This window comes from Erwinia sp. CGal63 (assembly GCF_037026505.1).
Taxonomy (GTDB): Bacteria; Pseudomonadota; Gammaproteobacteria; order Enterobacterales; family Enterobacteriaceae; genus Erwinia.
On the sequence record NZ_JAKUMN010000004.1, the window covers coordinates 61,273 to 72,846 of the forward strand.

At 57.3% G+C, this 11,574-nt stretch carries 10 protein-coding genes; 5 read left to right on the plus strand and 5 right to left on the minus strand.

Going from position 1 to position 11,574, the window contains the following annotated elements; translation table 11 throughout:
* Position 1 precedes the first annotated feature (1 nt).
* The 4 genes from rsmA to lptD are packed head-to-tail and all read right to left on the minus strand — an operon-like array spanning position 2 to position 5,547.
* A complete protein-coding gene (rsmA, locus tag MKZ79_RS13765; RefSeq protein ID WP_336142947.1) occupies positions 2 to 826 on the minus strand; it encodes a 16S rRNA (adenine(1518)-N(6)/adenine(1519)-N(6))-dimethyltransferase RsmA in 825 nt (274 codons plus the stop codon).
* A complete protein-coding gene (pdxA, locus tag MKZ79_RS13770) occupies positions 819 to 1,811 on the minus strand; it encodes a 4-hydroxythreonine-4-phosphate dehydrogenase PdxA (protein WP_336142948.1) in 993 nt (330 codons plus the stop codon). Before pdxA ends, rsmA begins: the two co-directional genes overlap by 8 nt.
* Positions 1,801 to 3,096: a peptidylprolyl isomerase SurA gene (gene surA, locus MKZ79_RS13775; protein ID WP_336142949.1), complete on the minus strand. Its 1,296-nt coding sequence runs from the start codon at positions 3,094 to 3,096 to the stop codon at positions 1,801 to 1,803. Before surA ends, pdxA begins: the two co-directional genes overlap by 11 nt.
* 54 nt (positions 3,097 to 3,150) lie before the next feature.
* Positions 3,151 to 5,547: an LPS assembly protein LptD gene (lptD, locus tag MKZ79_RS13780; protein WP_336142950.1), complete on the minus strand. Its 2,397-nt coding sequence runs from the start codon at positions 5,545 to 5,547 to the stop codon at positions 3,151 to 3,153.
* Positions 5,548 to 5,694: 147 nt separating this feature from the next.
* Here lptD and djlA point away from each other — a divergent pair, with 147 nt between their 5' ends.
* From djlA to MKZ79_RS13805, 5 genes are all read left to right on the plus strand, one after another.
* Positions 5,695 to 6,513: a co-chaperone DjlA gene (gene djlA, locus MKZ79_RS13785; RefSeq protein ID WP_336142951.1), complete on the plus strand. Its 819-nt coding sequence runs from the start codon at positions 5,695 to 5,697 to the stop codon at positions 6,511 to 6,513.
* A 346-nt stretch (positions 6,514 to 6,859) separates the two neighbouring features.
* Positions 6,860 to 7,222, plus strand: coding sequence for a DMT family transporter (locus MKZ79_RS13790; protein WP_336142952.1), 363 nt, complete (start codon positions 6,860 to 6,862; stop codon positions 7,220 to 7,222).
* A 2-nt stretch (positions 7,223 to 7,224) separates the two neighbouring features.
* Positions 7,225 to 7,551 carry a DMT family transporter gene (locus MKZ79_RS13795; protein WP_336142953.1) on the plus strand — a complete coding sequence of 109 codons (327 nt, stop codon included), beginning with the start codon at positions 7,225 to 7,227 and terminating at the stop codon, positions 7,549 to 7,551.
* An 8-nt stretch (positions 7,552 to 7,559) separates the two neighbouring features.
* On the plus strand, positions 7,560 to 9,941 hold the full coding sequence (cutC, locus tag MKZ79_RS13800; protein ID WP_336143367.1) for a choline trimethylamine-lyase: 2,382 nt from the start codon (positions 7,560 to 7,562) through the stop codon (positions 9,939 to 9,941).
* Positions 9,901 to 10,848, plus strand: a complete 948-nt coding sequence (locus tag MKZ79_RS13805; protein WP_336142954.1) for a glycyl-radical enzyme activating protein — start codon at positions 9,901 to 9,903, stop codon at positions 10,846 to 10,848. The genes cutC and MKZ79_RS13805 overlap by 41 nt, the downstream gene beginning before the upstream one ends.
* A 36-nt stretch (positions 10,849 to 10,884) precedes the next feature.
* Here MKZ79_RS13805 and rluA read toward each other — a convergent pair whose 3' ends face one another.
* Positions 10,885 to 11,535: a bifunctional tRNA pseudouridine(32) synthase/23S rRNA pseudouridine(746) synthase RluA gene (rluA, locus tag MKZ79_RS13810; RefSeq protein WP_336142955.1), complete on the minus strand. Its 651-nt coding sequence runs from the start codon at positions 11,533 to 11,535 to the stop codon at positions 10,885 to 10,887.
* Positions 11,536 to 11,574: the final 39 nt, after the last annotated feature.

The following is an 11,574-nucleotide window of genomic DNA, read 5'->3' on the forward strand; positions in this document are numbered from 1 at the left end:
TTTAACTCTCCTGCGGCAGCTGAGGATGCGCGAACAGCCAGTTCGCCAGCTGGCAATATTGCGCCACAGAGATGTTTTCCGCGCGCAGCGTCGGATCGATATTCATCTCCTGCAGCGCTTCCAGCGTAAACAGATGGCCGAGGCTGTTGCGCAGCGTTTTACGGCGTTTACCAAACGCTTCGGTAGTGATCCTGCTCAGGATTTTAATATCCTGCACGGGATTAGGAAGCGTTGCGTGCGGCACGAGGCGAACCACGGCGGAATCAACCTTCGGCGCCGGCGTAAAGGATTCCGGCGGGACTTCCAGTACCGGGATCACCTGGCAATAGTATTGCGCCATAACCGTCAGGCGGCCATAGGCTTTGCTGCCTGGCCCGGCGACCAGCCGGTTGACGACCTCTTTCTGCAACATAAAGTGCATGTCGCGGATCGCATCAGTATAGCTGAAAAGGTGGAACATCAACGGCGTGGAGATGTTGTAGGGCAGGTTGCCGAAAACGCGCAGCGACTGGCCTTTTTCGCGAGCGTAAGCCGCGAAGTCAAAGGTCATGGCATCCTGCTGGAAAATGGTCAGCTTTGGCCCCAGGAACGGATGGGTCTGTAAACGAGCCGCCAGATCGCGGTCAAGTTCGATCACCGTCATCGCTTCCAGCCGATCGCCGACCGGTTCAGTCAGCGCGCCCAGGCCTGGGCCGATCTCGACGACCGCCTCGCCTGGCTGTGGATGGATGGCGGCGACGATGCTGTCGATAATATACTGATCGTTAAGGAAGTTCTGGCCGAAACGTTTGCGGGCGAAATGGCCCTGATGGACGCGATTATTCATTACTGCTCTTGATCATGGTGATGGCGAGGTTAAGCGCCGTAATAAAGCTGCCCGCATCGGCGTTGCCCAGACCTGCCAGCTCTAAAGCGGTGCCATGGTCAACGGAGGTGCGGATAAATGGCAGGCCGAGCGTGATATTTACCGCTCGTCCAAACCCCTGGTATTTCAGTACCGGCAGGCCCTGGTCGTGATACATCGCCAGCACCGCATCGGCATGCTGCAGATATTTGGGCTGGAACAGCGTATCCGCCGGCAGCGGGCCGGTCAGCTGAATGCCGCTGCGCCGCAGTTCGTCCAGCGCAGGAATGATAACGTCGATTTCTTCACGGCCCATATGGCCGCCTTCGCCGGCGTGTGGATTAAGGCCGCAGACAAAGATATGCGGCTGCGCCAGGCCAAACTTAGTTTGCAAATCGCTATGCAGAATGTTGATTACCTCGTGCAGGCAATCGCGGGTAACCGCAGCGGAAACATCCTTCAGCGGCAAATGCGTGGTCGCCAGCGCGACGCGTAGCTCTTCCGTCGCCAGCATCATCACTACCCGCGCACGACCTGCGCGTTCCGCGAAGAATTCGGTGTGGCCGCTGAACGGGATGCCCGCGTCATTGATTACGCCTTTATGCACCGGGCCGGTAATCAGCGCCGCGAACTCGCCGTTAAGGCAGCCATCGCAGGCGCGCGCCAAAGTTTCCAGCACGTAGCGGCCGTTGGCAACGCAGAGCTCACCCGCTTTGACCGTCTGCGGCGTTGCTATCGGCAGCACCGTCAGCGTACCGGCGGTCTGCGGTCGGGCAGCGACGCCCGGCTGATATTCACGTAGCGTCAGAGGGAGATCCAGCTTTGCCGCGCGCTCGCGCAGCAAAGCTGGATCGGCAACGACGACCAGTTCAACCGGCCAGTCGCGCTGGGCCAGTTGTAAGGTGACATCGGGACCAATCCCGGCGGGTTCGCCGGGAGTGATCGCCACGCGCAAATTACTGAGCATTGGCATCCAGAATTTTCACGTAGGCAGAGGCGCGCTGCTCCTGCATCCAGGTTTGCGCTTCTTCTGCGAATTTACGGTTAAACAGCAGGCGATAAGCGCGCTCTTTCTGCGCCGCGTCGGTTTTGTCCACCTGACGGGTGTCTATCAGCTGAATCAGGTGCCAGCCGAACGAAGAGTGTACCGGCGCGCTCATCTGGCCTTTTTTCAGCTTCAGCAGGGCATCGCGGAAGGCAGGATCGTAAACCTCCGGCGAGCTCCAGCCCAGATCGCCGCCCTGGTTGGCGGAACCTGGATCCTGAGAAAGCTGTTTAGCAGCCTGCGCGAAAGAGGTTTTGCCGCTGTTGATATCGGCCGCAACCTGGGTCAGCTTCTGCCGCGCCTGGTCGTCGGTCATCACCGGCGATGGTTTCAGCAGAATATGGCGCGCGTGCACTTCCGTTACGGAGATGTTCTGCCGATCGCCGCGAATATCGTTCACTTTGAGGATATGGAAACCGACACCGGAGCGGATTGGGCCGATGATATCGCCTTTTTTCGCCGTCACCAGCGACTGAGCGAACAGCGTAGGCAGTTCCTGAATGCGGCCCCAGCCCATGTTGCCGCCTTTCAGCGCCTGCGGATCGGCAGAATAGGTAATAGCCAGCTTGCCGAAGTCCGCGCCGCCTTTAGCCTGACCAACCAGCTGTTTCGCCAGCGTTTCCTGGTCGTCTACCTGCTGCTGCGATGGGTTTTCCGGCAGCGGCAGCAGAATATGGCTGAGGTTCAGCTCGGTAGAGGCGTTGTTCTGCGAGGCAACCTGGGTCGCCAGCGAGTCCACTTCCTGCGGCAGAATAGTAACGCGACGACGCACTTCATTGTTGCGCACTTCGGCAATCGTCATCTCTTTACGGATCTGCTCGCGGTAAGTGCCGTAGTTCATGCCGTCGTAGGCCAGACGGCTACGCAGCTGATCCACGCTCATTTTGTTCTGGGCGGCGATATTGGCGATAGCCTGATTAAGCTGATCGTCCTGGATCTGAATCCCGGCCTGTTTCGCCATCTGCAGCAGAATGTTATCCATCACCAGCCGCTCGATAATTTGGTGACGCAGGGTTTTATCATCCGGCAGCTGCTGGCCAGCCTGCTGCGCCTGGCTTTTCACCGACCGCATCATGCCGTCGACGTCGCTCTCTAAAACCACGCCGTTATTGACCACGGCGGCTACTTTATCAACAACTTGCGGTGCTGCAAACGCGGTGCTGGCGGTGAGCGCAGCGCCAAGGATCAGCATTCTCCAGTTCTTCATACTTTTTCCATTCTTCTATCCGCACTGCGGGTTGGCATACTAATTATCACAACATCAGAAAGAGCGCTGATAAGGCAGGATGCCCTGACGCAGCATTTGCCCGGTGCCCAGGCTATAGGATGGGCTCAGGCCGCGCAGCTCAATGTTGAACGAGATTTGGTTGTCATAGGTACTGCTGTTGTTTTCCCAACTGGTGATCTTACGTTCGTAACCCAGACGAATAGCGTAGCAGCAGGAGCTGTACTGCACGCCAATCAGCTGATCGGCAGGCTGTTTGGCTTTGGTATCGTAATACCATGCGCCTACCACCGACCAGGCGTCGGCGATGGGCCAGCTGGCCGTCGCGCCTACCTGCGAAATCCCCTGCTGATAGCCAGGGTTGCTGATCTGGCTCAGCGTCTGCTGGATATATTCCGGGCTGGTGTAGCGATAGTTCAGCTGCACCATACGATCGGCATCGCGGCGATATTCCAGCACGGCGCTGCCCTGGGAAACGTTGTCGATGCGGGTATCGTACTGCACACCGCCGCGCGCGCCCCAGCGATCGCTAATCTTCCAGTAAGTGTCGCCGGCCCAGACCAGGCTACCGCGATCGTCACTGTCCGCGTTCTCCAGTCCGGTACGGGACGGAGTAAACGAGTAGATTTGACCAATAGAAGCGTTAAAACGTTCAACCAAATCGTTATCAAATATTCGCGTCGTCACGCCGCTGGTTAGCTGGTTGGCCGAAGCGATGCGATCCAGGCCGCTATAGGTGCGGTCGCGGAACAGGCCGGTGTAGTCGCTTTGCAGCAGCGTGGAGTCGTAAGCGCGGATGGTGCTCTGGTCGCGATAGGGGATATAGAGGTACTGCAGGCGCGGCTCCAGCGTCTGGGTATAGCCTTCTGCCCAGTCCATATCGCGGTCGAATACCATTTTGCCGTCGACCTTGAACTGCGGCATAACGCGGTTCACCGTGCTTTTCAGCTGGTTAACTTTGCTGGTGTCGACGTTGTCGTTGTAATACTCGATATCATCCTGCTGATAGTGCGTGGCCAGCAGTTTCGCTTCGGTATTGATGCTGCCCCAGCCGTTGGCGAGCGGCAGGTTGATAGTTGGCTCCAGATGCAGACGGGTCGCGTCCGGATAGGACTCGTTGACGTTGGTGAACTTCACCGCCTGCGCATAGAGATGCGTATCGAACGGGCCGACGTTGTTCTGGTAATAGTTAAAGTCGAACTGCGGCTCGGCGCGATAGACGTCGTTATTGGTCTGGGTGGAGAAGATCTGGAACTGTTTGGTCGACAGCGTCGCGTCCCAGTTTTTCTCGGCGTAGCCTATGCTGAATTTCTGCGTAACGTAGCCGTCGGTAGAATCGCCGTAGGTGGAATCCAGATCGGTGAAGTAGTAAGGATCGCTGACCTTGGTGTAATCGGCGTTGAAACGCCAGTTCTGGTCATAAACGCCGGAATGTTTCCAGAAGAAGAGCCAGCGATTGGAGTCTTTATCGTCCGCGATACCGCGCGTCGCCGCGTCTTTGTTGTATTGATCGTCGGTCGGCAGGTAGTCGAACTCGATCAGGCCCGCGCCCGCTTTGGTCAGGTAACGGAACTCGTTCTGCCACTGCAGGCCGCGCTTGCTCATATAGTGCGGCGTGATGGTGGCATCGGCCTGCGGCGCGATGTTCCAGTAGTAGGGCAGAATAAACTCGAAGCCGTTGGAGCTGCCATATTTAGCGTTCGGGATTAAAAAGCCGGAACGGCGGCGATCGCCAATCGGCAGCTGCAGATAGGGGCTGTACAGCACCGGTACCGCGCCGATTTTAAAGCGGGCGTTCCAGATTTCCGCTACCTGCTCTTCACGGTCTTCGATAACCTGCGTGCCCGCCACGCTCCAGCTGTTGTCGCCGGGCAGACAGGACGTAAAGGTGCCGTTCTCAAGGATGGTGTAGCGGTTTTCGCCGCGCAGCTTCATCTGGTCGCCGCTGCCGCGTCCCTGACGTCCCACCATCTGATAGGTGCCGTTCCAGACGTTGGTGTCTTTGGTATTAAGATTCGACCAGGCTTTCGGCCCTTTCAGGATCACCTGGTTGTCGTCGTAATGCACATTGCCCAGCGCGTCGACGGTACGTACCGGCGCCGTCTGGCCCGGCTGCTGGCGCTGATGCAGCTGCACCTCGTCGGAGAGCAGCCGGCTGTTGCCCTGGCGGATGTCGACATTGCCGGTGAACACCGCATCGTCAGGATAGTTGCCTTTCGCTTGATCCGCGTTGATAGTAACCGGTAGTTCATTGGTATTTTTACCCTGAACCAGAGGCCGGGTGTAGCTCGGTACGCCCAGCATACACTGCGAGGCAAGGTCATCTGCCAGACCCTGTTGGCTATAGAGCGCTGAGCCGATAAGCGTGGCCAGCAAAGTAGGTAGTCGTTTTTTCATACGCGGTATCGAAAATTCCGTGATAGCTGGCATCATGCCGACAAACGGTCAGAGACTAACGCACTCAACTGCGTTGCGCTAGTGTTATCCAGGCTGTTTGACCGCGTTGCCGTTAGGCTCAGAGATAAATGACGAGTATGATAATGCAATTTTTAGCCTTCAGCATGGCGAATTGAGGAGTATATGCGCTATTGGGGAAAAGTAATCGGGCTTGTGCTGGGATTGTTAAGCGGCACCGGCTTTTGGGGGCTGGCCATCGGCCTGCTTTTCGGTCATCTGATCGACAAGGCGCGAGCGGTGCAGGGACAGGGCTATTTCGCCAATCAGCAAACCCGTCAGGCGCTTTTTTTCAGCACCACCTTCCAGGTCATGGGCCATCTGACCAAATCTAAAGGCCGCGTGACCGACGCGGATATTCAGATGGCCTCGCTGTTAATGGATCGTATGCAGCTGCATGGCGAGGCGAGAACCGCCGCGCAGCAGGCTTTTCGTCAGGGAAAAGAGGGCGACTATCCGCTGCGTAGCAAACTGCGCGAGCTGCGCAGCGCCTGCTTTGGCCGCTTCGATCTGATCCGCATGTTTCTGGAAATCCAGATTCAGGCCGCGTTCGCCGACGGCTCGCTGCACCCGAATGAACGACAGGTGCTGTACGTGATCGCGGAAGAGCTGGGGATCTCCCACGCGCAGTTCGACCAGTTTTTGCGCATGATGCAGGGCGGACAGCAGTTTGGCGGCGGCGGTGGCTATCAGCGCGGCGGCTCGCAGGGCTATGCGCCCCCGCGCGGGCCGACGCTGGAAGACGCCTGCAGCGTGCTGGGCGTGAAAAGCAGCGATGACGCGACGACCATCAAGCGTGCCTATCGCAAGCTGATGAGCGAACACCATCCGGACAAGCTGGTAGCGAAAGGCCTGCCGCCGCAGATGATGGAGATGGCCAAGCAAAAAGCGCAGGAGATTCAGGCGGCTTACGATCTGATCAAGCGCGAAAAAGGCTTTAAGTAAACGCCTTCAGCCCGGCGACGCTCCGTCGCCGGCTTTTTAAAATTGATTATTTATTCTTAATTCCCTTCCGCTACGTTTCTAAACGCTGCGTTAACCACGCCAGAGTAAATTTATTATTACCGGGCTGAACAGCGCTAATAACCCCTTTTTTGTCAGTCTGGTAGCTTTATCAGCGCTTTTTTTAAGCAAATTATAAATAAGTCAGTTTATATAAATATTATTGGATGCCGGAATTTTTTTGTTTTCAGATCTGCGGTGTTGAGGCAGGGTTTACAGGCTCGTCGCTATGATAAAGAAAATAAAATAATTAATCATGGGTGATGATGGCAATCCGGTTTAATAAAATATGAATAAAGATAAACACTCGCTCTTCCTCTGTATTGCCGTAGCGGCTGAAATAACCGCCACTATGCTGCTGACGCTTTCCAGAGGCATGTCGGTATTGCTGCCGACCATTCTGGCGCTGAGCAGCTACGCGGCCGCCTACTATTTCTTAACGCTTTCGCTAAAAAGAATCCCGCTGGGCCTGGCCTATGCGCTCTGGGCCGGCGCGGGTATCGTGATGACCTCCACGATTAATTTCTTCCTCTTTAACATCTCTTTAAGTCCCGGCGGTTTTATCGGTGTGACAATGATTGTCACAGGCGTGCTGATTATTAATCTTCTGGCAAATAAAGGTCAGGATGAAAAAGCCGTGGAGGTAAAATAATTATGCACAGTACGCTGATCGGATTAGCGTGGCTTGCCAGCGCTATCCTGCTGGAAGTGCTGGCAACCAGTCTGCTGCCGAGTACTAATAATTTTAAACGCTGGCCGCTTACCGCTGGCGTGCTGGCGCTGTACGGCCTCTGTTTTTACGGGTTATCAAAGGCGATCGTTCTGCTTTCCGTCGGCCTTTCCTACGCGCTCTGGGCAGGACTGGGAATTGTGGTTATCAGCCTGGTCGGCGCGATTTTTTTCCGCCACAGCCTCGATAAATATTCCGTTGTCGGCATTGGTTTTATCGTTTTAGGCTGTCTCACTATGGGGATTTTTTAATGGCTACTCTGAACACGCAGCTTCTTCCTCGCGTCGATCGCCTGCGCGATCGCTATTTGCAGGCCAAACCTTTTATTTCCGCCGCTCGCGCCCGAGCGGTGACGGAAATTTATCGTCGCTATCCGGGGATGCCCGCTATTCTGCTGCGCGCGATGGCTTTTCGTCACGCCTGCCGCACGGCGCCGCTGGTGATAGAGCATGATGAACTGATTATCAGCCATCCGGCGGGTGCGGCGCGCGGCGGCGAAATTTCGCCGGAAATTGCCTGGCGCTGGGTCGCGGACGAGCTGGAGACTATGTCCACGCGTGCCCAGGACCCTTATGAAATCAGCGAAGAGGTCAAGCGCGAGCTGCGTGAAGAGATTTTCCCTTTCTGGCAGGGCCGCTCTCTTGATGAGGTGGCGGAAACCCAGCTGCGCCACGCCGGTTTATGGGAGTGGAGCACGGTAGAAGGCATCTGCGATTTAAGCATCAAAACGCAGAACGGCGGCGGCGATACCTGTCCGGGCTACGATATTATTCTGCTGCGAAAAGGCATGGGCGGCGTACGCGCCGAGGCCGAGGCGGCATTGGCCAGGCTGTCGCCGACCTGTCCGCAAGATCAGGACAAGCGCTATTTTTACGAGGCGATTGTCGAAACCTGTCAGGGCGTGGTGGATTATGCTAACCGCTATGCCGACTATGCGCTGGAGCTGGCGCAGCAGACGGCGGACGCGCAGCGCAAAGCCGAGCTGGAGAAGCTGGCCGCGATCTGCCGCCGCGTGCCGGAACAGCCGCCGGCCAACTTCTATGAAGCGCTGCAGGCGATCTGGTTCGCCCAGTCGCTGTTTATCCTGGAAGAGAACCAGACCGGGATTTCGCTGGGTCGCGTCGATCAGTATCTCTGGCCGCTGCTGGAAGCCGATCTGGCCTCGGGCGAACTGACGCAGGAGCAGGCGGAAGAGCTGCTCTGCTGCTGGATGATTAAAATGTCCGAATGCATGTGGATCTGCAGCGCCAGCTCCGCCATGTATTTCGCCGGCTATCAGCCTTTCGTCAATCTGGTGGTCGGCGGTCAGAAGCGCGAAGGCGGCGACGCCACCAATCCGCTTTCGCTGCTGATTATGGACTGTTCGCGCAAGCTGAAAATCTATCAGCCAAGCCTGGCGGTACGAATCCACAACCAGTCGCCGCAGCCTTTTATGCGCAAAATCGTCGAGGTGATCCGCGCCGGCATCGGCTTCCCGGCCTGCCACTTTGACGATGCCCATATCAAAATGATGCTGCGTAAAGGCTTCGATTACGACGACGCCCGCGACTATTGCCTGATGGGCTGCGTGGAGCCGCAGCGTTCCGGCCGCATCTATCAGTGGACTTCGGTCGGCTATACCACCTTTACCTGCGCTATCGAACTGGCGCTGAACAACGGCAGAAGCGCCAGCGGCAGCCAGATGGGGCCGCAGACTGGCGAAGCGGCGGAGCTGACCAGTTGGCAAGCCTTCGACGAAGCGGTGAAAACGCAGCTGCGCCATATTGTCAAACAGGCCGCGCAAGCCACGCTGATGATGCAGAAGCTGCATCGCGAGCTGGCGCCCAAGCCGTTTATCTCCTGCCTGGTGGAAGGCTGCCTGGAGCAGGGCAAAGAGGTGATGCAGGGTGGCGCGATGATCAACAATGGCCCAGGCCTGATCTGGACCGGCATGGCGGACTACGCCAACTCGATGATGGCAGTACGCGAGCTGGTTTATAAACGGCAGCAGGTGACGCCGGAAGCGATGGCGCAGGCGCTGCGCGACAATTTTAGCGGTCACGAAGCGCTGCGCACCGCCTGTCTGAACGTTGCTAAATTCGGCAACGATATCGAAGAGGTCGATTTGATTGCCCGCGATCTGATCCGCTTTATCGAAAACGAACATCGCCAGTATCGTATGCTCTATGGCCCGTTCACTCACGGCACGCTTTCTATTTCCAACAACACGCCTTTCGGCCTGGTGACCGGCGCGCTGCCCAGCGGACGCCTGGCCGGCATGCCGCTGGCGGATGGTATCAGCCCGTCGCAGCAAACGGATTACGCCGGCCCGACCGCCATTATCAACTCCGTTGGTCGCATCAATGTCGAAGAGATGGAGATCGGCGTGGTGCACAACTTCAAGCTGCTGCACGGCATCCTGGATACGGAAGAGGGCGAGCAGGGCATTATTACGCTGCTACGCAGCGCCAGCATGTTGGGCAACGCCCAGATGCAGTTCAGTTACGTGGATAATGAAACGTTGAAGAAAGCGCAGGAAAATCCGGAACAGTATCGCAACCTGATGATTCGGGTAGCGGGCTACAGCGCCTTTTTTGTCGAGCTCAGCCGTGAGGTTCAGAATGAAATTATCAGCCGTACCGAACTGTGTACCTTCGGTTAACGACAGCGGCAGGGTTTTCAATATTCAGCGCTTTTCCCTGCATGACGGGCCAGGCGTGCGCACCGTGGTTTTTCTGAAAGGGTGTCAGATGCGCTGCGCCTGGTGCTCGAATCCGGAAAGCCTGGCGCCGCAGCCGGAAATCTTATTCGACCGCCAGCGCTGCGGCAAAACGTCGTGCTGGCAGGCCTGTCCGGGCAAATCGGCGCTGAAAACCAGCGCCGTAAGCTATAAGAGCTGGCCGGATGAGGCGAGCTGTCCGGCGGCGGCGCTACGTAAGGTGGGCCAGACGCTCAGCGTGGAGGAGGTGATCGATCTGGTTGCGGCCGATGAGCTTTATTACCGCACTTCCGGCGGCGGCATGACGCTCAGCGGCGGCGAAATCGCGATGCAGCCGGAATTTTCCCGCGCCTTGCTGCAGCGCGCCAGAAAAGAGGGCATCCACACCGCGGTGGAAACCTCGGGCTTCGCCGCCTGGCCAGCGCTCTGGCAGGTCTGCGAGGCCAGCCAGCTGATTTTGTACGATCTCAAGCTGGCCGACGACGCTCTGCACCAGCGCTATACCGGCGTCAGCAACCGCAGCATTCTGCAAAATCTGGCGCGTCTGCTGGAGCAGCCGATCCCGCTACGCATCCGCGTACCGGTGATACCGGAAGTGAATGACGGTGATGAAGAAGCGGAGAAGATGATGCGGCTAATCGCCGGAATAACGCGAGAGAGCCGTAGCTTTCAGGGAATCGACCTGCTGCCCTATCACAACTTCGGCCTGCGTAAATATGCGCTGTCGGACAGGCAATATCTCTATGAGGAGCTGCATCCCGCACACGGCAAGCCGCAAACGGCAGTGCTGGAAGCGGTGGCCAGTCGCTATGGCCTGAAAACCGCGACGCTGTCGCACTGTATTGGCTAAAAAAAAGCCCCTGCGGCTGGCGCAGAGGCTTCTGGTTCAGAAATCCGCCGGTTGCCGGAAGGTCATCGGCGTCTGATATTTGGGATGGGTAATGGTCAACATTTCCGCGTGCAGCAGCAGGCGCGGCGCCATTGCCCTGGCCTCTTCATGGGCATAGAAATTATCGCCCAGAATCGGATGGCCGAGCGCCAGCATATGCACGCGCAGCTGGTGGGAACGGCCGGTAATCGGCATTAACCGCACGCGAGCGCTGTTATCCGCCGCATACTCAAGCACCTGATATTCCGTCTGCGCCGGCTTGCCGGTTTCAAAACAGACTTTCTGTTTCGGCCGCTGCGGCCAGTCGCAGATCAGCGGCAGATCGATCAATCCTTCTTCCTGCTCAGGATGTCCCCAGACGCGAGCCAGATAGGTTTTCTTCGGTTCGCGCTCGCGGAACTGACGCTTTAATTCCCGTTCGGCCGCCTTAGTCAGCGCTACAGCAATAATGCCGCTGGTGGCCATATCCAGACGATGCACGGATTCCGCCAGCGGAAAGTCGCGCTGAATACGCGTCATAACGCTGTCCTTGTGCTCGGGCAGACGACCGGGCACCGACAGCAGGCCGCTCGGCTTGTTGACCACGATAATATGCTCGTCCTGGTAAAGAACGGCCAAAGGATCTTGTGAAGGATTATAGGGTTCCATCTTTCTGCCTGTGTGGGGCGACCGCGGCCGCCCCGTGCC

What these genes read in the sequence shown, in the direction of transcription:
- rsmA (WP_336142947.1), bottom strand. Translation starts at nt 826, where the DNA reads ATGAATAATCGCGTCCATCAGGGCCATTTCGCCCGCAAACGTTTCGGC.
- pdxA (WP_336142948.1), bottom strand. Translation starts at nt 1,811, where the DNA reads ATGCTCAGTAATTTGCGCGTGGCGATCACTCCCGGCGAACCCGCCGGG.
- surA (WP_336142949.1), bottom strand. Translation starts at nt 3,096, where the DNA reads ATGAAGAACTGGAGAATGCTGATCCTTGGCGCTGCGCTCACCGCCAGC.
- lptD (WP_336142950.1), bottom strand. Translation starts at nt 5,547, where the DNA reads ATGATGCCAGCTATCACGGAATTTTCGATACCGCGTATGAAAAAACGA.
- djlA (WP_336142951.1), top strand. Translation starts at nt 5,695, where the DNA reads ATGCGCTATTGGGGAAAAGTAATCGGGCTTGTGCTGGGATTGTTAAGC.
- MKZ79_RS13790 (WP_336142952.1), top strand. Translation starts at nt 6,860, where the DNA reads ATGAATAAAGATAAACACTCGCTCTTCCTCTGTATTGCCGTAGCGGCT.
- MKZ79_RS13795 (WP_336142953.1), top strand. Translation starts at nt 7,225, where the DNA reads ATGCACAGTACGCTGATCGGATTAGCGTGGCTTGCCAGCGCTATCCTG.
- MKZ79_RS13805 (WP_336142954.1), top strand. Translation starts at nt 9,901, where the DNA reads ATGAAATTATCAGCCGTACCGAACTGTGTACCTTCGGTTAACGACAGC.
- rluA (WP_336142955.1), bottom strand. Translation starts at nt 11,535, where the DNA reads ATGGAACCCTATAATCCTTCACAAGATCCTTTGGCCGTTCTTTACCAG.